General features: G+C 69.4%; 24 protein-coding genes and 1 pseudogene. 14 read left to right on the top strand and 11 right to left on the bottom strand.

The annotated features are described in order from the left end of the window. Positions 1-31: 31 nt before the first annotated feature. Together J7E96_RS03435 and J7E96_RS03430 are read right to left on the bottom strand one after the other, a co-directional pair. Positions 32-1,477: an MFS transporter gene (locus J7E96_RS03435; RefSeq protein ID WP_215127279.1), complete on the bottom strand. Its 1,446-nt coding sequence runs from the start codon at positions 1,475-1,477 to the stop codon at positions 32-34. Positions 1,478-1,632: 155 nt separating this feature from the next. Then, entirely contained in the window at positions 1,633-2,301 is a 669-nt protein-coding gene (locus J7E96_RS03430; RefSeq protein ID WP_215127277.1) for an N-acetylmuramoyl-L-alanine amidase, read from the bottom strand. 54 nt (positions 2,302-2,355) lie between these two features. Between J7E96_RS03430 and mnmA the strand changes: the two genes are divergently transcribed. Together mnmA and J7E96_RS03420 are read left to right on the top strand one after the other, a co-directional pair. Next, entirely contained in the window at positions 2,356-3,483 is a 1,128-nt protein-coding gene (gene mnmA / locus J7E96_RS03425) for a tRNA 2-thiouridine(34) synthase MnmA (RefSeq protein WP_215127274.1), read from the top strand. 754 nt (positions 3,484-4,237) lie between these two features. Continuing rightward, on the top strand, positions 4,238-4,945 hold the full coding sequence (locus J7E96_RS03420) for a polysaccharide lyase (protein ID WP_215127272.1): 708 nt from the start codon (positions 4,238-4,240) through the stop codon (positions 4,943-4,945). Between the two features lie 274 nt (positions 4,946-5,219). Here the strand turns inward: J7E96_RS03420 and J7E96_RS03415 are convergent, their stop codons facing one another. The 3 genes from J7E96_RS03415 to J7E96_RS03405 are packed head-to-tail and all read right to left on the bottom strand — an operon-like array spanning position 5,220 to position 6,511. Next, positions 5,220-5,426 carry a DUF397 domain-containing protein gene (locus tag J7E96_RS03415; RefSeq protein WP_308295822.1) on the bottom strand — a complete coding sequence of 69 codons (207 nt, stop codon included), beginning with the start codon at positions 5,424-5,426 and terminating at the stop codon, positions 5,220-5,222. Next, on the bottom strand, positions 5,423-5,656 hold the full coding sequence (locus J7E96_RS03410; RefSeq protein WP_215127270.1) for a DUF397 domain-containing protein: 234 nt from the start codon (positions 5,654-5,656) through the stop codon (positions 5,423-5,425). Before J7E96_RS03410 ends, J7E96_RS03415 begins: the two co-directional genes overlap by 4 nt. A gap of 3 nt (positions 5,657-5,659) precedes the next feature. After that, on the bottom strand, positions 5,660-6,511 hold the full coding sequence (locus tag J7E96_RS03405) for a helix-turn-helix transcriptional regulator (protein WP_215127268.1): 852 nt from the start codon (positions 6,509-6,511) through the stop codon (positions 5,660-5,662). A gap of 275 nt (positions 6,512-6,786) precedes the next feature. On the opposite strand from J7E96_RS03405, the gene J7E96_RS03400 reads away from it, so the two are divergent. Next, a complete protein-coding gene (locus tag J7E96_RS03400; RefSeq protein WP_215127266.1) occupies positions 6,787-7,299 on the top strand; it encodes an ATP-binding protein in 513 nt (170 codons plus the stop codon). Between the two features lie 15 nt (positions 7,300-7,314). Here the strand turns inward: J7E96_RS03400 and J7E96_RS03395 are convergent, their stop codons facing one another. Both J7E96_RS03395 and J7E96_RS03390 read right to left on the bottom strand, forming a co-directional pair. Further along, complete coding sequence (locus J7E96_RS03395) at positions 7,315-8,094, bottom strand: alpha/beta fold hydrolase (protein ID WP_215127264.1); 780 nt, start codon at positions 8,092-8,094, stop codon at positions 7,315-7,317. 52 nt (positions 8,095-8,146) lie between these two features. Continuing rightward, positions 8,147-8,479, bottom strand: a complete 333-nt coding sequence (locus J7E96_RS03390; RefSeq protein ID WP_215127262.1) for a DUF427 domain-containing protein — start codon at positions 8,477-8,479, stop codon at positions 8,147-8,149. A gap of 93 nt (positions 8,480-8,572) precedes the next feature. Between J7E96_RS03390 and J7E96_RS03385 the strand changes: the two genes are divergently transcribed. From J7E96_RS03385 to gatB, 9 genes are all read left to right on the top strand, one after another. Beyond that, a complete protein-coding gene (locus J7E96_RS03385; RefSeq protein WP_215127463.1) occupies positions 8,573-9,112 on the top strand; it encodes a TIGR00730 family Rossman fold protein in 540 nt (179 codons plus the stop codon). Between the two features lie 16 nt (positions 9,113-9,128). Further along, complete coding sequence (locus J7E96_RS03380; RefSeq protein ID WP_215127260.1) at positions 9,129-9,818, top strand: SDR family oxidoreductase; 690 nt, start codon at positions 9,129-9,131, stop codon at positions 9,816-9,818. Continuing rightward, the gene (locus J7E96_RS03375) at positions 9,815-10,825 is read left to right on the top strand and encodes a methionine synthase (protein WP_215127258.1); all 1,011 of its coding nucleotides are present in this window, start codon (positions 9,815-9,817) and stop codon (positions 10,823-10,825) included. Before J7E96_RS03380 ends, J7E96_RS03375 begins: the two co-directional genes overlap by 4 nt. A gap of 28 nt (positions 10,826-10,853) precedes the next feature. Continuing rightward, positions 10,854-13,037, top strand: coding sequence for an NAD-dependent DNA ligase LigA (ligA, locus tag J7E96_RS03370; RefSeq protein ID WP_215127256.1), 2,184 nt, complete (start codon positions 10,854-10,856; stop codon positions 13,035-13,037). A 294-nt stretch (positions 13,038-13,331) separates the two neighbouring features. Continuing rightward, positions 13,332-15,476, top strand: a complete 2,145-nt coding sequence (locus J7E96_RS03365; RefSeq protein ID WP_215127254.1) for a bifunctional diguanylate cyclase/phosphodiesterase — start codon at positions 13,332-13,334, stop codon at positions 15,474-15,476. 341 nt (positions 15,477-15,817) lie between these two features. Beyond that, positions 15,818-16,114 (top strand): Asp-tRNA(Asn)/Glu-tRNA(Gln) amidotransferase subunit GatC, encoded by a 297-nt coding sequence (gene gatC, locus J7E96_RS03360; RefSeq protein WP_015036350.1) that lies wholly within the window; start codon positions 15,818-15,820, stop codon positions 16,112-16,114. A gap of 2 nt (positions 16,115-16,116) precedes the next feature. Beyond that, complete coding sequence (gene gatA / locus J7E96_RS03355; protein WP_215127253.1) at positions 16,117-17,613, top strand: Asp-tRNA(Asn)/Glu-tRNA(Gln) amidotransferase subunit GatA; 1,497 nt, start codon at positions 16,117-16,119, stop codon at positions 17,611-17,613. A 5-nt stretch (positions 17,614-17,618) separates the two neighbouring features. Further along, positions 17,619-17,852: a hypothetical protein gene (locus J7E96_RS03350; RefSeq protein WP_215127462.1), complete on the top strand. Its 234-nt coding sequence runs from the start codon at positions 17,619-17,621 to the stop codon at positions 17,850-17,852. Positions 17,853-17,868: 16 nt separating this feature from the next. After that, positions 17,869-19,380 (top strand): Asp-tRNA(Asn)/Glu-tRNA(Gln) amidotransferase subunit GatB, encoded by a 1,512-nt coding sequence (gene gatB, locus J7E96_RS03345; RefSeq protein WP_215127251.1) that lies wholly within the window; start codon positions 17,869-17,871, stop codon positions 19,378-19,380. A 72-nt stretch (positions 19,381-19,452) separates the two neighbouring features. Here the strand turns inward: gatB and J7E96_RS03340 are convergent, their stop codons facing one another. The 4 genes from J7E96_RS03340 to J7E96_RS03325 all read right to left on the bottom strand — a co-directional run bounded on the left by J7E96_RS03340 (position 19,453) and on the right by J7E96_RS03325 (position 21,182). Next, a complete protein-coding gene (locus tag J7E96_RS03340) occupies positions 19,453-19,758 on the bottom strand; it encodes a hypothetical protein (protein ID WP_215127249.1) in 306 nt (101 codons plus the stop codon). Continuing rightward, positions 19,755-20,051, bottom strand: a complete 297-nt coding sequence (locus J7E96_RS03335; RefSeq protein ID WP_215127247.1) for a hypothetical protein — start codon at positions 20,049-20,051, stop codon at positions 19,755-19,757. The genes J7E96_RS03340 and J7E96_RS03335 overlap by 4 nt, the downstream gene beginning before the upstream one ends. 64 nt (positions 20,052-20,115) lie before the next feature. Beyond that, positions 20,116-20,355, bottom strand: a complete 240-nt coding sequence (locus tag J7E96_RS03330) for a DUF397 domain-containing protein (protein WP_215127245.1) — start codon at positions 20,353-20,355, stop codon at positions 20,116-20,118. Then, complete coding sequence (locus tag J7E96_RS03325) at positions 20,352-21,182, bottom strand: helix-turn-helix transcriptional regulator (protein ID WP_215127243.1); 831 nt, start codon at positions 21,180-21,182, stop codon at positions 20,352-20,354. The genes J7E96_RS03330 and J7E96_RS03325 overlap by 4 nt, the downstream gene beginning before the upstream one ends. Positions 21,183-21,295: 113 nt before the next feature. Between J7E96_RS03325 and J7E96_RS03320 the strand changes: the two genes are divergently transcribed. Beyond that, positions 21,296-21,697 (top strand): ATP-binding protein, encoded by a 402-nt coding sequence (locus tag J7E96_RS03320; RefSeq protein WP_215127241.1) that lies wholly within the window; start codon positions 21,296-21,298, stop codon positions 21,695-21,697. A 257-nt stretch (positions 21,698-21,954) separates the two neighbouring features. Next, a pseudogene (locus J7E96_RS03315) lies at positions 21,955-22,413 on the top strand (Asp-tRNA(Asn)/Glu-tRNA(Gln) amidotransferase GatCAB subunit B); the annotation flags it as partial. Between the last annotated feature and the right edge of the window lie 133 nt (positions 22,414-22,546).

The raw sequence follows: 22,546 nt of genomic DNA, 5'->3' as shown, positions 1-22,546 counted from the left end.
CGGGGGACCGCCCTGGGGCAGGTCCGCTCATTCACTCGACCTTTTCCGCTTTCCGCGAGAGCGCACGGCTGCCGACCGCGATGGCGAGCGCGACGACGATCAGAATCGCCGCGACGGCGAACGTGACCCGCATTCCGGTGGCAACGGCCCCGGCAGGCGCCGTTGTGACGTCGGTCGTCGCCGACGAGAGCGCGAACACAGCGCCCATGACGGATGCGCCGGTGACGAGCCCGAGATTGCGCGACAGGTTGAGCGTGCCCGAAATGACGCCCCGCTGATCCGGGGGGACATCTGTCATGACGGCGGTGTTGTTGGCCGTCTGGAACACCGCATAGCCGGCGGTCATGACTGCGATGGGGGCGATGTAGCCGCAGACACCGAGCGTCGCCGGCGACATGGACAGAAGGAAGGAACCGGCCGCTGTCGCGATGAGCCCGACGACGGTCATGCGGTGTGGGCCGAAACGGTCCGTGATGCGACCGGCCGGCACACCGGTCAGCGCGGCGACCAGCGGACCGGCCGAAAGGACGAGTCCAACAAGAGCCGCATCGAGGCCGAGCGTACGAGAGAGATAGAACGGCCCGACCACCAGCGTCGCCATCATCACCGTCGAGACGAGCGTGCTCATGGCGAGGCTCGCGCTCAGCAGTGGATCGCGGAACATTGTCAGTCGGATCAAAGGTGAGGCCGCTCTCGCCTCGGCGCGCACGAACAGGCCGACGCCGACGGCGGCGGCGGACAGCAGCGCCATGTTGAGCGCGCCGAAACTGCCGTGCCCCATCGTCATGGCGAGTGCGTAAGCCGCGAGCGTCCCGGCAAGCAGCAGCGTGCCCACATGGTCGAAGCGGGGCCGGACGGCTCCGGGCTGCCGCTTGTCAGCGGGCAGGTGGCGGTGTGCGAGAAGGAAAGTCAGGACGCCCAGAGGCGCGTTGACAAGGAAGATCGCCCGCCAGCCGAGTCCCGAGATCAGAGCGCCGCCCAGCGAGGGACCGAGAGCGGTACCGATCGCGGACATCGTTCCGAGCAGCCCCATGGCGCTGCCGGTCCTTGACTTGGGAACCGTCTCACCGACAAACGCCATGGCGAGGGCCATCATGACGGCCGCTCCGAGGCCCTGCGCCGCCCGGGCGGCGATCAGAGACCAGAGGCTGGGCGCGACGCCGCCCACGACCGAGGCCACCGTGAACAGGAAGATTCCGCTCAACAGCAGCCGTCGGCGGCCGATGATGTCACCGAGCCGTCCGACGCTGACGATCACGGTGGTGATGGCGAGGAGATAGGCGAGGACGATCCACTGGACGTCCTGGAAGGAGGCGGAGAACGCCTGCGCCAGCGTCGGCAAACCGACATTGGCGATGCTGGTGCCGAGCGAGGACAGCAGCATGGACATCGAAAGTCCGGCGAGCGCCCACCGGACTGAAGGCGTCCGCTCCGTACTTCCGGCTGCTTCGTCCTGTCCCGCACTGATCGGCTTCAACCTGGACTCCCCTGTCGCCCGCAGCCATGCCCGTGTCCGGGATCGCTGTGTGGTTCATGCCGAGGAGCGTGCGACCTGCCGGATGATGGCGGCAAGTCCTGTTGCCAATTCCGGGACAGTGAGGTGGCCCGTCGGGCAGCACAGCTAGGCCACAGCTAGGCCTCGACCGGGGCCCCGCCCGCCAGTTCCTTACGTACGAGCCGGAGGTAGCGGGCCCAGTCCCAGTGCGGGCCCGGGTCGGTGTGGTCGGTGCCCGGGACCTCGACGTGGCCGATGATGTGCTTCCGGTCGGCCGGTATCTCGTACCGACGGCAGATCCCGGCGGCGAGACGGGCCGACGAGCGGTACATGACGTCCGTGAAGTCCTCCGGGCGGTCGACGAAACCCTCGTGCTCGATGCCGACACTGCGTTCGTTGTACGAGCGGTTGCCGGCGTGGTAGGCGACGTCCAGCTCCCGCGCCATCTGAGCGATGTGGCCGTCCTTCGCCCGCACTATGTAGTGCGCGGCGGCCGCGTGCAGCGGGTTCTTGAAGACGCGTACGGCCGAGGCGAAGCTGCCCTGCGTCACGTGGATCACGATCCGGTCGATCGTGTAGTCGGCGGGCCGGTCAGCGGTCCGCAGATTCGCGGCCGACGCCGCCACCCACTGGGCGCCCTTGTGATCGACCTCTCCCGCCGTACGCTGCTTGTCGATGCCCGGCACGAGCCACCACAGCCGGGACAGCTCTTCCCCGTACAGGGCCGCCGTACCGCCCACGACGGCCGCCCCGCCCCCGATGAACAGCGCCCGTCTGCTCACCCCTGCCACCCTCTTCTGCTCCATGAGCCCTTTAACGCTTTCGGCCCTGTCGGTGGTTCCGTCTACCCTGGTGGAGCTATGACTGAGACCCCGCGCCGCCTCCGTGTCCTCGCCGCCATGTCCGGCGGGGTCGACTCCGCCGTTGCCGCTGCCCGCGCCGCCGAAGCCGGGCACGATGTGACCGGCGTACACCTCGCCCTGTCCGCCAACCCGCAGTCGTTCCGTACGGGCGCGCGGGGCTGCTGCACGATCGAGGACTCGCGCGACGCGCGCCGGGCCGCCGACGTCATCGGCATCCCCTTCTACGTCTGGGACCTCGCCGAGCGCTTCCGCGAGGACGTGGTCGAGGACTTCGTCGCGGAGTACGAGGCCGGGCGTACCCCGAACCCCTGCCTGCGCTGCAACGAGAAGATCAAGTTCGCGGCGCTGCTCGACAAGGCGCTGGCGCTGGGCTTCGACGCGGTGGCCACCGGCCACTACGCGACCGTCGTCCTGAAGGAGGACGGCAGCCGCGAGCTCCACCGCGCGTCCGACATGGCCAAGGACCAGTCGTACGTCCTCGGCGTCCTCGACGAGCGGCAGCTCGCGCACGCGATGTTCCCGCTCGGCGACACCCTCACCACCAAGGACGAGATCCGCGCGGAGGCCGAGCGCCGGGGTCTCGCGGTCGCGAAGAAGCCCGACAGCCACGACATCTGCTTCATCGCGGACGGCGACACCCAGGGCTTCCTGGCGAACCGTCTCGGCGGCAAGGCGGAGGGCGACATCCTCGACGAGTCGGGTACGAAGATCGGCAGCCACGAGGGCGCCTTCGGCTTCACCATCGGCCAGCGCAAGGGCCTGCGGATCGGCCACCCCGCCGCCGACGGCAAGCCGCGCTACGTCCTGGACATCTCCCCGGTGAACAACACGGTGACGGTGGGCCCGGCAGAGGCCCTGGACGTCACCGCACTCACGGCCATCAAGCCCCGCTGGTGCGGTACGGCCCCGGCGGGCAGCGGTACGTACACCGCGCAGCTGCGCGCGCACGGCGGCGAGACGCCGGTGACGGCGGAGCTGATCGACGGCTCGGAGCTCCGGGTCACCTTCACCGAGCCGGTGCGCGGGGTCGCCCCCGGCCAGGCGATCGTGCTGTACGACGGCACCCGCGTGGTCGGCTCGGCAACGATCGCGACGACGAGCCGGGCGGCTGTGGCTGCCGGCTGACTCGGTTGAACGCCCGACGGCCTACCGCAGCAGGGCCAGGCACTGGGCGTGGTGTTTGACGGTTGTGATCACTCGACTGCGCCCCACTGCCGCTCCGTACGTTCACGCGCGTGGTCGTCGTGATGCTCGGAGGCGAGTTGATGCTGCCGAACAGCGCGCGGAAGCCGTCCGGGAGCCCGCCATCCTCTTCGTGGCTCGCCCCGGCCGTGTCCGGGATGTCCTGGCCGACCTGGGACAGCTCGTCGTCTTGGCTGGTGATGAGCCGAAGCTTCCGCGCCTGGGTCGGACTGAGCCGGTCGACCAGATGGTGCAGGTGCTCGTAGTCGTGTGCTGCCGTCATGACGCAAGTCTGCACGCGCCCGGCCCGCCTGTCCTGGCTGGCCGGGCGGCAACAGCCGTCAGCTGATCCACCAGGCACGTACGGGGTCGGCGGAGGGGCACTGCAGCCGTTCCTCTTCCACCTCGTCGACCGCAAGAACGGCTGCACGCCCTCCGAGGTCGTCGCCGCCGTACGCAAGGCGGCGGGGGAGGAGGACTTTGTGTTCCCGGACGACCCCGGAGTGGGTGCACTATGCGCCGACCTGCCCTCACACCGTTCACACACCGCAGGGAACAGGAGAGACGGCAAACGGTTGAAGCGTTCAACTCACCTCCCTCTATTGAACGTTCGATCGCGCACATGCTAGACAGCGCTTGCTCATCGCCCGCAGCTCGGCGGGCAGGCACCACCCCAACCCCCACAAGGAGCCCCCTCATGCGCAAGCGCACCGGCGCTCTCATCGCCGCTGCCTCCTCCTTGGTCCTCCTGTCACCGTCCCCCGCCGAAGCCTCCGTCATCTGGGACGGCGACGCCTCTCGCGGCACCGGAGTGTTTTCCTCGCTCCTGTGCGACTCCCCCGGCAGCGTCGTAGCGCAGGACAACAACGACGGGCGCGGCAAGGTCTTCAAGTTCAACAAGCCGCTGGGCCTGGAGCGCTGCGAGGCGCACGGGATCAGCGTCGGCGGGTCCCGCTACACCTTCAAGAACAACTCGACCTATTACCTGGGCTGGGACACCTCCACCAACACCCCGGACGCCGGCACGATCTTCCAGTGGAAGTCGTACGGCACAGGCGACCAGCATCAGCAGAACTATCCGGTCCTGATGAAGGTCGAGGGCGGGGTCCTGAAGCTGTTTCACATCGAGGTCGGCGAGAAGTGGACCCTGAAGTGGTCCACACGGGTCACCACCAGTACGTACAAGCGGATCGTGCTCGGCATCCACACCTCGAGCAGCGCTTCCTCCGGCTGGGTGGAGGCGTACTACAACGGCTCCAAGGTCGCTTCGTTCTCCGGCCGTACCTGGGACGACCTGGGCAATGACACCCGGTTCGGCACCTACGGCGCGGAGGTCAAGGACAAGCGCGTCATCAACTGGATCGACGGCCTGAAGGTGGCCACGTCGTACGGGGACGTGGACTGACCACAGACGGTCCGATGGTGATCTGCTGATGAGCTGGGCCGACACCCGGGAACTCGGGGGCCTTGTCGGCACCTACTGGAACGTCGGGCAGATGTACAGCTACCCGGACCTCGTGATGCGGCTGCCCCCGGATCCCGCTCGCTGCCTAGCGCCCTGTCTGGGGCTTGCCCTGAGCTCTGCGGCAGCGAGCGGCGATTGCCAAGTTGCGCGTCGTTCAGCAGGGCGCGGTCGAGGACCTGCTCAGCGGCGAGGTGCCCGGCGGTGTACCCGTCGATCACAGCCGGGGAAGCTCGATTTCCCCGGCCTTGACTCCAAGCAGGAGGGCGCGCAAGGCGGCCCGGCTCGTTGCGACGATGGCAGCCGGGCTCTCGCTCTCCCTGATCGAAACGCCATTGCGGTGTGTTGCCGCCACCTCGACACAGTTGTTGCCTCCTTCTGGGCAGAAGGACGAGCGCTGCCAATTGCGTTCGGGCAATTTCATGGACGTCTCACATGCCTTTGGTGATTGAGGATGAGGTCCTGCGGCCCCCCGGCCCTCACCCCGAGCAGAAGCGCTCGCAGAGCAGCTTGGCTCGTCGAGATCACGATGGCCGGGCTGTCGCTCTCGCGGAGAGCCGCCCCGTTCTCGGTTGCTGCGACCTCGATGCAGTTGTTGCCGCCGTCGCCGGAGAACGAGGACTTGAGCCAATGCAACGTGGACGCCTGCGACACCGCTTACAGCTCCTTGACGATGGTGTGGATGAACTCCCTGGACCTGTCTGGAGTCAACGCCACCTCTTCGGACAAGTCCAGTCGGGTACGGAAGTTGGCCAACTGGGTTGGGGAGTCGATGAAGACGGCCCCTGTTGGTGAGTCCAGTTGCACTGTGTCCAGGTGGGGGTTCGGGGCCTCTGCGTACAGGACCGACGAGTCCAGGAGTGGGAAGCCTCCGGCGGTGAACGGGATCACCAGCAATGTGACGTTGGGGCGTTCGCTCTCCTTCAAGAGGTGCTGAAGCTGAGCGCGGGCAATGCTGCGACTGCCGAGCTGCATCCGCAGGGCAGCCTCGTGGATGGCCCCGACGTAGGGGACGGGTTCCTGTCCGGTGATTACGGACTGCCTGGTCAGCCGGTGTTCCACCCGTAGTTCGACTTCGAGCCGTCGAAGTGGTGGCACGGGGAGCTCGAACGTGGCACGTGCGTAATCTTCGGTCTGGAACAAGCCGGGTAGAAGCGCGGTCTGGATCGTCCGCAGACGCGCCGCGTCATGCTCAAGCTCTGAGACGTCAAGGAAACCGGGCGGAATCCTGCCCCGGTACTCGTCCCACCAGCCACCCTTGCGGCCACCCGTCATCAGGGCCAAGGCGTCGATCAGTGCCTCGTCTCCGCATTCGTAGATGCTTGCCAGGCGTCGCAGCCGGTCCTCGCTGATGCCGAAGCGGCCGGCCTCGATGTTCGAGATCGCCGTCCGGTCTGCGCCGAGCAGGTTTGCCGCGGTGGGTGCCGACATGCCTGCGGCTTCGCGGAGTCGTCGTAGCTCTGTGCCGAACCGTCGCTGACGGATCGTGGGTGCCTGCCTTGGGGCCATGTTCCCTCTCCTGTTCGCGGACAGTGTGCCGATACTGCCGTCCCCAGTCCACCGGCCCGATGAATTGAACTCGTATCAGTGAAAGTGGTCGCACTGGTTATAAATGTGCCGCTACGGTGTGACCCGTACCACTCGCGTAGTCGTCGTCGGCGGAAGCGCACCGGTTCACCCTGCCCGGCCCGGGACGGTAGGTTCCGCGACCGGCATTGCCACTGCTCAGGCCTCAACGCCTGCTGGTACGCACCCACTCGTTCACCACTCACACGCACCACAGGATGTGTCTCGTGAGGACAGAACCCACCCTCCACACTCACCCCACCCCCATTCCGTTCGACCAACCGTGGCAGTACGAGCTGAACTTCCCCTGTGATCCGCGCAGTCCCCGGATCGCCCGCACCACCCTGCGTGCGATCCTCACCGCCCACGACCTCGACGAACTCAGCTACCGCGCCGAGCTGTTGACCTCCGAGCTCGCCACCAACTCCGTACGCCACACCAAGGGGCCCGCCGCAGTCCGCCTGCACTGGCTGCACCCCGTACTGCGCGTCAGCGTCTGGGACATGAGCCCCGACCTGCCGAAGCCGCAGCGCGACGGAGTGTCCGTCTACGACGAGGACGGGCGCGGGCTCGCGATTCTTGAACTCGTCGCCGACCGATGGGGCGGCTGCGCCATAGGGGAGGGGCCGTACGGGCCGGGCGGCAAGACCATCTGGTTCGAGCTCGCCATCGCCACTGGGCCGCCCCCGCCCGGCCCGGCGTCGCTGGCGCCCGCGTCGCTCGCCGCCTGACCGCCCCGGCCGGTCTCACGCCGCGAAGAACTCCCGCAACACCGGGGCCAGAACGTGCGGTGATACGTCGTGGACCTGGCCCGTCAGGGTGCGGTGGCGGCCACGGCGTACCGCCCCCGCGACCCGGCGGGCCGCCTCCCGCATCGCGTGCGGGCTCGCCCCGCCGTCGACGACGAGCACCGGCGGCCTGACGGACGCCAGCCGCTCCGCCGGCACCGTGCCGTCGCCCATCACCGCGTCGTCGTAGGCCAGAGTCGGTGCCACCGCCTCCAGTTCGGGCCACATCGGTGCCTCGCGCACCTGCGCGACGACTTCGGGCTCCATGCCCACCACCGACAGGAAGAGCTCGGCGGCGCCCCCGCGGTCGCCGGCCGCCAGGAGTTCGCCGAGGCGTGTCGTGTACCGCGCCTTGGCGATCCTGTCGCTCGGTTCGACGACGGTGAAGGGCGGCTCGTACACGGCGATCCTGTCGAACGGCACCCCGCTCGCCGCCGCCTCCAGGACCAGCGCCCCGCCCGACGACATGCCGTACACAGACACGGGACCGCGCTCTTCCTCGACCAGGGCCGCCAGGTCCTCGGCCTCGCGGGCGACCGCGTAGGGCGGGGTGTCCCCGCTGTCGCCGCGGCCGCGCCTGTCGTACGTGACGACGCCGAATCGCGGCGCGAGCAACGCCGCCAGCGGCGCCTCGGCGCCGCCCGTGCTGAACGCACCGCCCACCAGGATCAACGGCGGCCCCTCGCCCCGCCGTTCATAGGCGATGGGTGTGCCGTCACGGGAAATCACTTTGGTCATGAGGTGCTGACCGGCCGGCGCCCGGGAACTCATCGCTCCCCGCGAAAAAACTTCAGCCCGTACCGACAACCTCCGTCTCGTAGAAGCAGAAGTGGCCCTTCACGGCGGCCACTTCCGGCACCGGGTCGAGGTAGGCCCACACCAGGTTCGGGGCGTCAGGCAGCGACCAGTACGACGCGTATCCCTTGAAGGGACAGTGGGTGCGCCTGTCCGAAGGCGTCAGCAGGTCGGTCCTGACATCGTCGGGCGGGAGGTAGTAACGCACCGGCAGGCCGGTCTCGCGCAGCAGCAGCGGGCGGCGGCTCTCCGCCAGCACCTGCCCGCCGTGCGTGACACGTACATGCGTGGTGCCCTGCTCGACGGTGATGCGGTGTCCTGCGGTCACGGGCGCCCCTCTCTTCGGTCTCCAGGGCTCTGTGGTGCGACAGCCCTCTCTCACACTCCAGCATCGGCGCGGCGTAGGTTCTTCCCCATGGCACTGAACATCTGCGTCTTCCTCTCCGCCGCCGACCTCGACGAGCGCTACACCCGCCCCGCCCGCGAGTTCGGTGAACTGATCGGCAAGGGCGGCCACACTCTGGTGTGGGGCGGCTCGGAGGCCGGCCTGATGAAGGTCGTAGCGGACGGCGTGCAGGAGGCCGGCGGGCGGCTCGTGGGCGTATCGGTGGAGTTCCTGCACACCGTGGCGCGCGAGAACGCCGACGAGATGGTGATCGCCAAGGACCTCGCCGAACGCAAGGCGCTGATGCTCGCCAAGTCCGACGCCATCGTCATCATGGTCGGCGGCACCGGCACACTCGACGAGGCCACCGAAATACTGGAGCTGAAGAAGCACGGGCTGCACACCAAGCCCGTGGTGCTGCTCAACACGGCCGGTTTCTACGACGGCCTCAAGCTGCAGTTCCAGCGGATGGAGGCGGAGGGCTTCCTGCCCGTCCCCCTCGCCGACCTGGTCTTCTTCGCGGAAGACGGCGTCGCGGCGCTCGCCTACCTTGAGGAGTCCCTCGGAGTGCGGTGATGCGAGCATGGGCCCTATGGCTACACATGTGATCACCGGAGCGGGATCGGGCATCGGCGCGGCCGTCGCCCGCCGCCTGCACGAGCGCGGCGACGACGTCGTCCTGATGGCCCGCGACGCGGGCCGCGCCAAGCAGCTCGCCGAGACTTTCCCCGGCGCCCGTACGCTCGTCGGCGACCTCGCGAACCCGGACCGGCTCTCCTGGGCGTTCTCCCACCAGCCCATGCCGGAGCGGGTCGACTCGCTGCTGCACATCGCGGGCGTCGTGGACCTCGGCCGGATCAGCGACCTCGGCACCAAGACCTGGCACCACCAGCTCAACGTGAACCTGATCTCCCCGGCCGAGCTGACCCGTCTCTTCCTGCCCCAACTCCGCCAGGACAAGGGCCACGTGGTCTTCGTCAACTCGGGCGCCGGGCTGGCCGCGCACGCCGAATGGGGACCGTACGCCGCCAGCAAGCACGGCCTGAAGGCCCTCGCCGACGCCCTGCGCCAGGAGGAGCACGCCAACGGCGTGCGCGTCACCTCCGTCTATCCGGGGCGTACCGCCAGCGCCATGCAGGAGAAGGTCCACCAGCAGGAGGGCAAGGAGTACGACCCGTCGCGCTGGATCGATCCCGAGTCGGTCGCGACGACGATCCTCATGGCCCTCGACCTACCGCGCGACGCCGAGGTCAACGACCTGTCCGTAAGGCCGGGCCGATGAGCGAACAGAGCAAGGGCGAGTACGTATGGGGACCCGCGACCGGCGTCGGGTCCATGCCCGGTGCAGACGCCCGCGAGACCGCCAGGACCGTCACCGGCAGCTTCGAGGACTTCCCGTACCTCGCGGAGCTGCCCGCACGCGGCCCCGGCGCCGACATGATCGGGCGGACCGCCGGGATGCTCGTGGAGATGTACGTCCATCTCGAACCCAGCGGCTGGCGCTTCAGCGACCGGCCGGGGCGCGACACCCGGCGCGCCCGGTCCTGGCTGGGGGAGGACCTCGACGCGCTGGAGGAGTTCACCCAGGGGTACACGGGGCCGCTGAAGGTGCAGGCCGTCGGGCCGTGGACGCTGGCGGCAGGAGTGGAAACGCGCAACGGCGAGGCCGTGCTCCGCGACCCGGGCGCGGTCCGCGACCTCGCGGGCTCCCTGGCGGAAGGGCTGCGCGGGCACCTCGCGGAGGTGCGGCGGCGGGTGCCGGGCGCGCAGGTCGTGCTCCAGCTCGACGAGCCGTCGCTGACGGCCGTACTGCGCGGGCAGGTGAGGACCGCCAGCGGATACCGGACGTACCGGGCGGTGGACCGTCAACTCGTCGAGGGGACGCTGCGGGATGTGATGGGGGCCCATGACGGCCCGGTGGTGGTCCACTCCTGCGCGCCGGACGTGCCGTTCGCCCTCCTGCGGCGGGCCGGCGCGGCGGGGGTCTCGTTCGATTTCTCGCTGCTCACTGAGCGTGACGAGGAGGCGATCGGTGAGGCGGTGGAGGGCGGTACGCAGCTGTTCGCCGGAATCGTGCCGGGGACCGACACGGCATTGTCGGACCCGGCCGGTAGCGTCATGGGTGTCAGGACGCTGTGGCGCAGGCTGGGGCTGAATCCGGGGACTCTGGCGGAGTCCCTGGTACTCACTCCGTCGTGCGGGCTCGCGGGGGCTTCTCCCGCGTACGCGCGCGCCGCGCTCGCGCACTGCGCCAGGGCCGCGAGATCGCTCGCGGACAACCCTGAGTAACGGGAATCGGAAACGGGAGGACAAGACGGTGGCTGGCGAACAGCAGGCGGCGGTGCCCGCTGAGGCACGGGATCGGCACGCACAGCTCGCTGAGCAGGTCGAGGAGCACCGCTTCCGGTACTACGTGAAGGACCAGCCGGTCATCAGCGACGCCGAGTTCGACCAGCTGCTGCGCACGCTGGAGGCGCTGGAGGACGAGTATCCGGAGCTGCGTACGCCCGACTCGCCGACCCAGAAGGTCGCGGGGGCGTACGAAACGGACTTCACCGCGGTCCAGCACCGCGAGCGCATGCTCTCCCTCGACAACGCCTTCGACGACGAGGAGCTGACGGCCTGGGGCGAGCGCGTCGCCAATGAGCTGGGCGCCGTGCCGTATCACCTTCTGTGCGAACTGAAGGTGGACGGCCTCGCGGTCAATCTGACGTACGAGAAGGGGCGGCTGACGCGGGCCGCGACGCGCGGCGACGGGCGCACGGGCGAGGACATCACGCCCAACATCCGTACGATCGCGGGCGTCCCGGACCGGCTGAAGGGCGACCGGATCCCGGACCTGGTCGAGATCCGCGGCGAGGTCTACTTCCCGATGGAGAAGTTCCAGGAGCTGAACGCCCGGCTGGTGGCGGCGCAGGACAAGCCCTTCGCCAACCCGCGCAACGCGGCGGCCGGTTCGCTGCGGCAGAAGGACCCGAAGGTCACCGCGAGCCGCCCGCTGCACATGGTGGTGCACGGCATCGGGGCCCGCGAGGGCTTCGACATCGACCGGCTTTCGCAGGCGTACGACCTGCTGCGCGAGTGGGGTCTGCCGGTCGCGCAGCACAACAAGGTCGTCGACGACCTCGCGGGCGTGCGGGAGTTCATCGCCTACTTCGGCGAGAACCGGCACTCCGTGGAGCACGAGATCGACGGCGTCGTCGTCAAGCTCGACGAGATCCGGCTCCAGGGGCGGCTCGGCTCGACCTCGCGGGCGCCGCGCTGGGCCATCGCCTGGAAGTACGCGCCGGAGGAGGTCAACACCAAGCTGGTCAACATCCGGGTGGGGGTGGGGCGTACGGGGCGGGTGACGCCGTACGCCCAGGTGGAGCCGGTCACGGTCGCCGGTTCCGAGGTCGAGTTCGCCACCCTGCACAACCAGGAAGTGGTGAAGGCCAAGGGCGTACGCATCGGGGACACGGTGGTGCTGCGCAAGGCGGGCGACGTCATCCCCGAGATCCTGGGGCCGGTGGTGGACCTGCGGGACGGCAGCGAGCGGGAGTTCGTGATGCCGTCCGAGTGCCCCGAGTGCGGTACGCCGCTGCGGCCGATGAAGGAGGCCGACATCGACCTGCGCTGCCCCAACGCCCGGTCCTGCCCCGCCCAGTTGCGGGAGCGGCTGTTCTACCTGGCCGGCCGCAAGTGCCTGGACATCGAGAACTTCGGGTACGTCGCGGCGGCCGCGCTCACCAGGCCGCTGGAGCCGGCCGAGCCGCCGCTGCGCGACGAGGGCGACCTGTTCGACCTCAAGGTCGAGCAGCTGCTGCCCATCAAGTCGTACGTCCTGGACCAGGATTCGGGGCTTCCCAAGCGTGACCCGAAGACGGGCGAGGAGAAGGTCGTCACCTTCTTCGCCAACCAGGAGGGCGAGCCGAAGAAGAACACCCTCGCCATGCTGGAGAACATCGCGGCTGCGAAGCGGCGACCGCTGGCCCGCATCATCACGGGACTTTCCATCCGGCACGTGGGGCCGGTCGCGGCGGAGGCGCTGGCCCGCGAGTTCCGGTCGCTGGAGCGGATCGAGCAGGCGTCGGAGGAGGAACTGGCCGCCGTGGAGGGCGTCGGACCGACCATCGCCGCCTCGCTCAAACAATGGTTCGAGGAGGACTGGCACCGGGAGATCCTGCGCAAGTGGCGGGCGGCCGGGGTCCGGATGGAGGAGGAGGGCGCCGGCGAGGAGCAGGGGCCCCGCCCGCTGGAAGGCCTCACGGTCGTGGTGACCGGGACCCTGCAGAACTACACGCGGGATGGCGCGAAAGAGGCGCTCCAGAGTCTTGGCGCAAAAGTGACCGGATCTGTTTCAAAGAAGACCGGATTTGTGGTGGTCGGCGACAGCCCCGGCTCGAAGTACGACAAGGCCATGCAGTTGAAGGTGCCTGTCCTGAACGAAGAGGGATTTGCCGTCCTTTTGGCGGAGGGCCCGGACGCGGCCCGTGAAGTGGCTGTGCCGACCGAGGAGTAGGCACGGCGCGGGACGGGGAAAGGGGCGGTGAGAGGGGGGAAGAACCGCAGCCGGGATCACCCGTTCAGCGCATAGCAGACGGACGCGGGTGGCTGGGTCGCATTCGGGCAACAGCGGTGGACAGCTGCCCGAGAAAGCCTTCTGCGGCCTACTGTTGAGATGTGCGCCTGCTGTGCACGGCTGCAACGGGTGTCCCCTGCTCATGAGGAGCCTGGGGAAGGGATTTCAGTCGTGGATGGCATGACAACGGGGCCATCGCTTGGCACGGGCACCGCCGGCTGTGAGAGGGACGGAATGAAACCGACCGAGAGTGCCGACCCGGCCTCACGGCTGCGGCGGTGGGCAGACGCCCTGAGGGCGTTGCCCACCGCCGTCGTGACACTGGCCGCCCTCGTCCTGGCCACCGGGATCTTCCGCGCCCTGACGGGGGACCGCGCGCTGTTCCCCGACGGCACGGTCGGCTGGTCCCTGGCGCTGCTCACCGGGATCATCGTCGGCCATCTCGTCGCCCTCGGCCGCGACCGCTGGTGGGGCGGCACGGGATCGGGCGCCGCGCTCACCCTGGCCGTGCTGCTGCTGTACGGCTGGGTGCCCGCCGGTCTGGTCAGCCTGGCGGTCGTGGTGCTGGTCGGCATGGCCCGCAGGCACCGCTGGAAGCAAGGGCTGCTGCACGGCGCGGTGGACATCCTCGGGATAGGCGCCGCGGCGCTCGTCCTGGCCGTGTTCGGCGACGTACCGACCGTCGAGAAGCCCTGGCAGCCGCTGGCGTGGGGGATCGAGACGGTCCCGGAGGTCGTGCTCGCCGCCACGGCGTATCTCGCCCTCACCCGGCTGCTCCTCTGGTACGCGCTGGCGCCGCGGGGCGGACGGCTGCCGTCCGTCGCCCGCACAGCCCTGTACCGGCAGGCGCTCGTCGCGGTCGCCCTGCTCGGCATCGCGCCCCTGATCTGCGTGACCGCGGTGGCGCTGCCTGTGCTGCTGCCCTTGTTCGCCGTACCGCTGATAGCGCTGGACTCCACGCTGTGGATCGCCAGGGCCCGGGCGGAGGAGCAGTTGCGGGACCCGCTGACCGGGCTGCCGAACCGGCAGTGGCTGCTGGAGCGGGCCTGGCCCGCGCTGGAGGAAGCCGAGAACATCGGCACCAGGTCGGCTCTCGTGCTGATAGACCTCGACCGTTTCCGGGCGGTCAACGACACGCTGGGCCACCTGGCGGGCGACCGGCTGCTGATCCAGATAGCCGACAGGCTGCGCCTGGCGCTGCCGCGCGGGGCGGAGGCCGCGCGGCTCGGCGGGGACGAGTTCGCGGTCCTGCTCCCGAAGGCGGACTCGACGACCAGTGCGCAGCGCGTCGCCAGGCATCTGGTGGCCGAACTCTCCTCGCCGCTCGACCTGGACGGCCTGACGCTCGTTCTGGAGGCCAGTGCGGGCGTCGCCGTCTTCCCCGACCACGCGCTGGACGCGGAAGGGCTGCTGCGGCGCGCGGACGTGGCCATGTACCAGGCCAAGCGCGACCGTACGGGCGTAGAGGTCTACGAATCGAAGCGGGACAGCAACACGCCGGACCGGCTGGGCCTGCTGGGCGACCTGCGGCGCGCGCTGGACGCGAGCGAGGTCGAGCTCCACTACCAGCCGAAGGTCCGCTTCGACGGGCAGGTCGCCGGCCTGGAAGCGCTGGTCCGGTGGGTGCACCCGGAGCGCGGGCGGGTCTCCCCGGACGAGTTCATCGCGATCGCGGAGTCGTCGGGGCTGATGCCGCACCTGACGGAGTACGTCCTGGAAACCGCGCTCGCGCAGGTCGCCCGCTGGCGGGCGCAGGGGTTGAACACCCCGGTGGCGGTGAACGTGTCACCGCGCGACGTGCACACGCCGGGCTTCGCGGGCGCGGTGGCGGCGCGGCTGGCACGGCACGGTGTCCCCGCCGGCTCCCTGCAGCTCGAAATAACGGAGCACGTGCTGCTGGAGGACCCGCAGCGGGCGGCGGACACGCTGGCCGGGCTGACCGGGCACGGCGTGAAGATGTCCCTGGACGACTTCGGTACGGGCTACTCCTCCCTCGTCCACCTCCGCCGGCTCCCGGTGAGCGAGCTCAAGATCGACCGGTCGTTCGTGGCCCGGCTGGCCGTCGACAACGAGGACGCCGAAATCGTCCGCTGTACGGTCGACCTCGCCCACTCGCTCGGCCTGCTGGTCGTCGCCGAGGGCGTCGAGGACGACGAGACGTGGGAGCGGCTGCGGGATCTGGGCTGCGACGCGGTGCAGGGGTGGCTGGTGGCCGCCGCCATGCCGCCGGACGAGGCGACGGCCTGGCTCCTGGCGCGAGGCGAGCGGGGCTGGCACCGCCAGGTCGACCTGGACCGGGTCGCGGCGGCGGCAGCCCTGGAGGAGACCCAGCGCCAGTCCCCGTCGCCGGCCCCGTCCGGCCGCCAAGTGGTGAACTAGCCCCGTTCCGCCTGCGGCCCGGCGACGCCTGCCTGCGGGCACGTGGTGGGTGAGCCCGGCCTGGCGGCCGTGCGGGGTACCCACCCGCCCGCAGGCGCCGACGGCGGGCCGCGACCACCAGAGGGCTGACGCAACCTACGCCCTCCCGCACGGGCGGTGCGGGTGGGAGACCACCCGGCCGGAGGCCGGGGCACAGACCACCGGGCCGCACCCGGAAGCGGCCCGTAGCGGGCACCAGGGCCGCCCCCCGAGCCCGCCCCCGGCGAACCGTTTCGTGGCCAGGGGCCCGCGCCCCATAGGATTGGGCCAAAATCCACACACTCACCCCTGAGGATCGCTGCATGCCTGGCATCACGCGCGAGGAGGTCGCCCACCTCGCACGGCTGGCGCGTCTGGAGCTGAAGGGCGAAGAGCTCGATCACTTCGCCGGTCAGCTCGACGACATCATCGGCGCGGTCGCCCGCGTCTCCGAGGTCGCCGACCAAGACGTACCGCCGACCTCCCACCCGCTGCCGCTGACCAACGTCATGCGCGCGGACGAGGTCCGTCCGTCGCTCACCCCGGAGCAGGCCCTCTCCGGCGCCCCCGCCCAGGAGCAGCAGCGTTTCAAGGTGCCGCAGATCCTGGGGGAGGACTAGTCATGACCGAGCACATCATCAAGCTCACCGCCGCCGAGACCGCCGAGAAGATCGCTTCGGGCGAGCTCACGGCCGTCGAGGTGACCGAGGCCCACCTGGCCCGTATCGACGCCGTCGACGAGAAGGTGCACGCCTTCCTGCACGTCGACCGCGAGGGAGCGCTGGCCCAGGCCCGTGCCGTCGACGCGAAGCGCGCCAACGGCGAGAAGCTCGGCCCGCTCGCCGGCGTGCCGCTCGCGCTCAAGGACATCTTCACCACCGAGGGCGTCCCGACCACCGTCGGTTCGAAGATCCTCGAAGGCTGGATCCCGCCGTACGACGCCACGGTCACCCGGAAGCTCAAGGCGGCCGACGTCGTCATCCTCGGCAAGACCAACATGGACGAGTTCGCCATGGGGTCCTCGACGGAGAACAGCGCGTACGGCCCGACCGGCAACCCGTGGGACCTGACCAAGATCCCCGGCGGCTCCGGCGGCGGATCGAGCGCCGCGCTCGCCTCGTACGAAGCCCCGCTCGCCATCGGCACGGACACCGGCGGCTCCATCCGCCAGCCCGCCGCCGTCACCGGCACCGTCGGCGTCAAGCCGACGTACGGCGGCGTCTCCCGCTACGGCATGGTCGCGTTCAGCAGCAGCCTCGACCAGGGCGGGCCCTGCGCCCGTACGGTCCTGGACGCCGCGCTCCTGCACGAGGTCATCGCCGGGCACGACCCGCTCGACTCGACCTCGATCGACGCCCCGGTCCCGCCGGTCGTCGAGGCCGCCCGCAACGGCTCCGTCGCCGGCATGCGCGTCGGCGTCGTCAAGCAGTTCCGCGGCGAGGGCTACCAGGCCGGCGTACTCCAGCGCTTCGACGAGTCCGTCGAGCTGATGCGCGGGCTCGGCGCCGAGATCGTCGAGCTGGACTGCCCGTCCTTCGACCTCGCGCTCTCCGCGTACTACCTCATCGCCCCGTCCGAGGCCTCCTCCAACCTGGCCCGCTTCGACGCCATGCGCTACGGCCTGCGGGTCGGCGACGACGGCACGAAGTCCGCCGAGGAGGTCACCGCCCTCACCCGCGAGGCCGGCTTCGGCGACGAGGTCAAGCGCCGGATCATCCTCGGTACGTACGCGCTCAGCTCCGGCTACTACGACGCGTACTACGGATCGGCCCAGAAGGTCCGTACCCTGATCACGCAGGACTTCGAGAAGGCATTCGAGAAGGTCGACGTGATCGTTTCGCCGACCACGCCCACCACCGCCTTCCCGATCGGCGAGCGCGCCGACGACCCGATGGCGATGTACCTCGCGGACCTGTGCACCATCCCGACCAACCTGGCCGGCAACGCCGCCATGTCGCTGCCCTGCGGCCTGGCACCCGAGGACGGCATGCCGGTCGGTCTCCAGATCATCGCCCCGGCCATGAAGGACGACCGCCTTTACAAGGTGGGCGCTGCCGTAGAGGCGGCCTTCGTGGAAAAGTGGGGCCACCCGCTGCTCGAGGAGGCACCGTCGCTGTGAGCCCAATGACTGTCAAGGCCAAGGGATTCAAGAATTCCAAGGTCGGTACGTACCTGTCGATCGGCACCACCGCCTTCGGAGCGATCAGCGTCGTCAAGCAGGCCAGGATGGCCCGCCAGGACAATGACACGCTCCGGCTCGTCGACGCCGCTGTCTCCGCCGCCGCCATCGTCACGGGCCTCGCTTTGCTCTATCGCGAGCTGAAGAAGCTCGGCGACGACGACGTTCTGCTGGGCTGAGAGGGAAAGTTTCACCGTGACCGTCACTGAACTTGTGCCGTACGAGGACGCACTCGCGTCCTACGACCCCGTCATGGGCCTGGAGGTCCATGTCGAGCTGGGCACAAAGACGAAGATGTTCTGCGGCTGCTCCACGGAGCTCAAGCAGGACGCCAACAGCCAGACCTGCCCCACCTGCCTGGGGCTGCCCGGCTCGCTCCCGGTCGTCAACGCGATCGGCGTCGAGTCGGCCATCAAGATCGGCCTCGCGCTCAACTGCGAGATCGCCGAGTGGTGCCGCTTCGCCCGGAAGAACTACTTCTATCCGGACATGCCGAAAAACTTCCAGACCTCCCAGTACGACGAGCCGATCGCCTTCAACGGCTATCTGGACGTCCAGCTGGAGGACGGGGAGATCTTCCGCGTGCAGATCGAGCGCGCCCACATGGAGGAGGACACCGGCAAGTCGCTGCACGTCGGCGGCGCGACGGGCCGTATCCACGGCGCGTCCCACTCCCTCCTGGACTACAACCGGGCCGGCATCCCGCTCATCGAGATCGTCACCAAGCCGATCGAGGGCGCGGGCGTGCGTGCTCCTGAGGTCGCGAAGGCGTACGTCGCCGAGCTGCGCGAGCTCATCAAGGCACTCGGCGTCTCCGAGGCGCGCATGGAGCAGGGCCAGATGCGCTGCGACGTGAACCTCTCGCTGCGGCCGCACGGCCGTGAGGAGTTCGGTACGCGCTCCGAGACGAAGAACGTCAACTCCCTTCGCTCGGTGGAGCGCGCGGCCCGCTACGAGATCCAGCGGCACGCCGCGGTGCTCAACTCCGGCGGCACGATCGTCCAGGAGACCCGGCACTTCCACGAGGACGACGGCTCCACCACGGCCGGCCGCATCAAGGACAACGCCGAGGACTACCGGTACTTCCCGGAGCCGGACCTGGTCCCCGTGGCCCCCTCCCGCGAGTGGGTCGAGGAGCTCCGTCGCGGCCTGCCCGAGCTGCCGCGGGTACGCCGCAACCGCCTCCGCGAGGAGTGGGGCGTAACCGAGCACGACATGCAGTCGATGCTGAACGCCGGTGCGATCGACCCGATCGTCGCCACGATCGAGGCGGGTGCGGACGCGGCTTCGGCGCGCAAGTGGTGGATGGGCGAGCTGGCCCGTAACGCCAACGAGTCCGGCCGCGACCTCGCGTCGCTGCCGATCACGCCGGAGCAGGTCGCCCGTATCACCGCGCTGGTGAAGGACGGCTCACTCAACGACAAGCTGGCCCGTCAGGTCTTCGAGGGCGTCCTCGCGGGCGAGGGCGGCCCGGACGAGGTCGTCGAGAAGCGCGGCCTGAAGGTCGTCTCGGACGAGGGCGCGCTGGGCACGGCCGTGGACGAGGCCATCGCGGCCAACGCCGGCATCGCGGACAAGATCCGCAGCGGCAAGGTCGCGGCGGCGGGCGCGCTGGTCGGCGCGGTCATGAAGGCCACCCGGGGCCAGGCGGACGCGGCGCGCGTGCGCGAGCTGATCCTGGAGAAGCTCGGCGTGTCCGAGGGCTGACGGCTCGCCTCTGCGGATACGACGACGAGGGCGGTGCGCCGGGGAAACCCGGCGCACCGCCCTCGGAGCGTTTCAGGCCTGCTCCTGACTCTCGTCCGGGAGGACCGTGGTGATCGTTACGCCGGGCGGTGGAGGCTGGGGCAGATAGAGGTAGAGGACAACAAGTCCTGGCATTCCGGCACGCGCCTCAAGGCGTGTCTTGAAGACCTGCCTGCCGTCCGCCGAAGGCTCACCCAGCGGAAGGCCGAGCCGTGGCGTGTGCTCCAGTTCCTGTCGTAAGCCTTCGACGGCCTTGTACGCCTCCGGGGGGAGCGTCGCCAGGCGCCATTGCGCACGGGTGCTGATCACCGCGTAAGCAGCGGGCTCCGGCGTACTCAACGGTCCCTCCACTGTGCTTTGAGCTTCAGGAGCTCTTCTTCGCCCTCCTGAAGAGCGATGTCGAACTCCGGATCGCACCGCACACGGATACGGTCGCGGTAGTCGATCATGACGTCCGAGACAGCCTGGAGGTCGGTCTCCGTCGAGCTCTCCAACGCACGGGTGAGGTCCAGCTCGAAGTCCTCGCGATCCCCCGGGAAGCCGTACCCGGCCCGCAGGGCCGCTCTTATGTCACCGAGCGTACGGAGCGGGGGCAGCGATGCGTGCGGCCGACTGCTGTGCGGTGTGGTCATGGGGGGTGACCTCCTCGGAACGTACCGGAATGTCCAGCCTATCCGCCGCACGAGTGTCTCGCGCTCAGGTTGCCGAGGCCAGGAAGGCGGTCCAGGCGGCGGGGGTGACGGTGAAGGTGGGGCCGTCGGGGATCTTGGAGTCGCGGACGTGGACGGCGGCGGGGTGGGCGGCCACCTCGACGCAGTTGCCGCCCTCGTCGCTGCTGTAGCTGGACTTGCGCCAGTCGTAGGCGACTTCGAGGCAGTTGCCGCCTTCGCTGCCGCTGTAGCTGGACTTGAACCACGTGAGTGCTGCGGGGGTCATGACTCTCCTGCCAGATCGTCCAGCAGGCCCATGCTCTCCTCGGGGGTGAGGGCCTGTGAGCGCAGCATCCCATATTTCTGCTGGAGCACACTGACCTCGTCGGGGTCGTCGACGAGGAAGCTGACCCGCTGCCCTTCCACATAGGCGAGTTGATCGTGGTCGGGGGTCTCCAGCAACACCATGGGCCCGTCGAGACCCGAGTGCTTCTCGCGGCTCGTCGGGATGATCTGGAGTCCAAGGAAGGGCAGTTCGGCGCAGGCTTGCAAGTGGCGGATCTGTTCGCGCAGGACGGCGCGGCCCCCGATGGGGCGGTGCAGAATCACCTCCTCCAGCAGGTAGTTCATCATCGGCGGCCACGGCCTGCGCTCCAGAACCCGCTGGCGGTCGATACGGGCCGACACCCGTTCCTCCGCCTCCTCTGCCGTGATCGGCGGGTAGAGGCAGCCGAAGACCGCGTGCGCGTAGTCCTCCGTCTGGAGCAGGCCCGGGACGACCTGGTTCTCGTACGAGAGCAGCGTCAGCGCCTCCGCCTCGTGGTCGATGAAGTCCTGCGCGAACGCCGGGTACCGCTCCCGCTCCGGGATCTTTGCCACCCCGGCCGCCAACACGCCCTTGGTGTTGAGCAGTTCGTCGAGCTGCTCCGCCAGTTTCAGCTTGAGCGGTCTGCGGCCCTGCTCGATCGAGCCGAGTGTCTCCAGGTGGATGCAGACACGCTGGGCGAGCTGGGGCTGGGTCAGGCCCGCCAGGCCGCGGTAGTGGCCGAGCTGGGCGCCGACGACCTCCCAGGAGGGGGTCTTCTTCTTGGAACGCTTAGGGGCCGTGTGCATGAGAGCTGCATTCCCACCGGACGTCGTACTCGACCCAGTCTGATGCCGTACAAAGAATTTGTACGGCATGCCCTCCTGGGGCGGATGTGGCCCGCGCCGCCACTGTGACGCCCATGAGCGATCAACTGCCTCTGTTCCGCGAGGTTTTTTACCGGCGCGAGCGCCGATCCGTGCCGCTGGCCCGGGAGTTCACCCGTAAGGCCCTCGCCGACTGGGGCGTGTACGAGCGTACGGGCGACGTGCTCCTGTGCGTCAGTGAACTGGCCACCAACGCCCTCCTCCACGGCGTCCCGCCCGGCCGAGGCTTTCGCCTGCATCTGTCTATGCGCAGGCAGGGGCCGCTCCGTATCGAGGTGCACGACAGCGGCGGCGGACAGCCGCGTGTCCGCGAACCCGACGACGAGTCCGGGCGCGGGCTGCTGCTGGTCGCCGTGCTCGCCGACGCCTGGGGTGTGGGCCGGCGCGACCCCGGCAAGGTCGTGTGGTGCGAGTTCGCCGGGGTGGCGGGGGCGTGAGCGGCCTGGGGAACGGGGCGCTGCCGATCCGCATCCGGCTGATTGTGAGTCGCCTGGCAACGGGGCAGGTCGGCGTTGCGCGGGGGAGCGTGGTTTCAGTGAGCGACTCCCAGGAGCTCGACTGGATGGAACGTGTCGGCCTGGACGACGCTGTGCGGGCGGCCGTGCTGGATACGCGGAAGGCGTTTCTCGACCGCGCGGATACCCATGACGTGCCCTTCAAGGGGTCGTTGGGGGGTACGGCGAACTTCGACCTGCCGGAAGACGCCACGATCGAGGCGGGCGCGGACGCGGCTTCGGCGCGCAAGTGGTGGATGGGCGAGCTGGCCCGTAACGCCAACGAGTCCGGCCGCGACCTCGCGTCGCTGCCGATCACGCCGGAGCAGGTCGCCCGTATCACCGCGCTGGTGAAGGACGGCTCGCTCAACGACAAGCTGGCCCGCCAGGTCTTCGAGGGCGTCCTCGCGGGCGAGGGCGGCCCGGACGAGGTCGTCGAGAAGCGCGGCCTGAAGGTCGTCTCGGACGAGGGCGCGCTGGGCACGGCCGTGGACGAGGCCATCGCGGCCAATGCCGGCATCGCGGACAAGATCCGCAGCGGCAAGGTCGCGGCGGCCGGCGCGCTGGTCGGCGCGGTCATGAAGGCCACCCGGGGCCAGGCGGACGCGGCGCGGGTGCGCGAGCTGATCCTGGAGAAGCTCGGTGTGACCGAGGGCTGACGCCCGCGTCCTGTACGTACGCCGAGGGGCGGTGCACCGGTGAAACGACCGGCGCGCCGCCCCTTCGCCGTCCGATTGGTCGGCACACCCCTGCGTGAAAATCCATGGGCCGGGGAAGTGTCGTCCCGGTTCG

It is taken from the genome of Streptomyces sp. ISL-96, assembly GCF_018614035.1.
Lineage (GTDB): Bacteria > Actinomycetota > Actinomycetes > Streptomycetales > Streptomycetaceae > Streptomyces.
Note: the sequence above shows the minus strand (reverse complement) of the source record. Positions and strands in the feature narration are given on the sequence as shown.

Coding starts and splice junctions, on each gene's coding strand:
- J7E96_RS03430 (WP_215127277.1), bottom strand. CDS start 2,301: ATGGAGCAGAAGAGGGTGGCAGGGGTGAGCAGACGGGCGCTGTTCATC.
- mnmA (WP_215127274.1), top strand. CDS start 2,356: ATGACTGAGACCCCGCGCCGCCTCCGTGTCCTCGCCGCCATGTCCGGC.
- J7E96_RS03420 (WP_215127272.1), top strand. CDS start 4,238: ATGCGCAAGCGCACCGGCGCTCTCATCGCCGCTGCCTCCTCCTTGGTC.
- J7E96_RS03415 (WP_308295822.1), bottom strand. CDS start 5,426: ATGAAATTGCCCGAACGCAATTGGCAGCGCTCGTCCTTCTGCCCAGAA.
- J7E96_RS03405 (WP_215127268.1), bottom strand. CDS start 6,511: ATGGCCCCAAGGCAGGCACCCACGATCCGTCAGCGACGGTTCGGCACA.
- J7E96_RS03400 (WP_215127266.1), top strand. CDS start 6,787: ATGTGTCTCGTGAGGACAGAACCCACCCTCCACACTCACCCCACCCCC.
- J7E96_RS03395 (WP_215127264.1), bottom strand. CDS start 8,094: ATGACCAAAGTGATTTCCCGTGACGGCACACCCATCGCCTATGAACGG.
- J7E96_RS03380 (WP_215127260.1), top strand. CDS start 9,129: ATGGCTACACATGTGATCACCGGAGCGGGATCGGGCATCGGCGCGGCC.
- J7E96_RS03375 (WP_215127258.1), top strand. CDS start 9,815: ATGAGCGAACAGAGCAAGGGCGAGTACGTATGGGGACCCGCGACCGGC.
- J7E96_RS03365 (WP_215127254.1), top strand. CDS start 13,332: ATGAAACCGACCGAGAGTGCCGACCCGGCCTCACGGCTGCGGCGGTGG.
- gatC (WP_015036350.1), top strand. CDS start 15,818: ATGCCTGGCATCACGCGCGAGGAGGTCGCCCACCTCGCACGGCTGGCG.
- gatA (WP_215127253.1), top strand. CDS start 16,117: ATGACCGAGCACATCATCAAGCTCACCGCCGCCGAGACCGCCGAGAAG.
- J7E96_RS03350 (WP_215127462.1), top strand. CDS start 17,619: ATGACTGTCAAGGCCAAGGGATTCAAGAATTCCAAGGTCGGTACGTAC.
- J7E96_RS03335 (WP_215127247.1), bottom strand. CDS start 20,051: ATGACCACACCGCACAGCAGTCGGCCGCACGCATCGCTGCCCCCGCTC.
- J7E96_RS03330 (WP_215127245.1), bottom strand. CDS start 20,355: ATGACCCCCGCAGCACTCACGTGGTTCAAGTCCAGCTACAGCGGCAGC.
- J7E96_RS03325 (WP_215127243.1), bottom strand. CDS start 21,182: ATGCACACGGCCCCTAAGCGTTCCAAGAAGAAGACCCCCTCCTGGGAG.
- J7E96_RS03320 (WP_215127241.1), top strand. CDS start 21,296: ATGAGCGATCAACTGCCTCTGTTCCGCGAGGTTTTTTACCGGCGCGAG.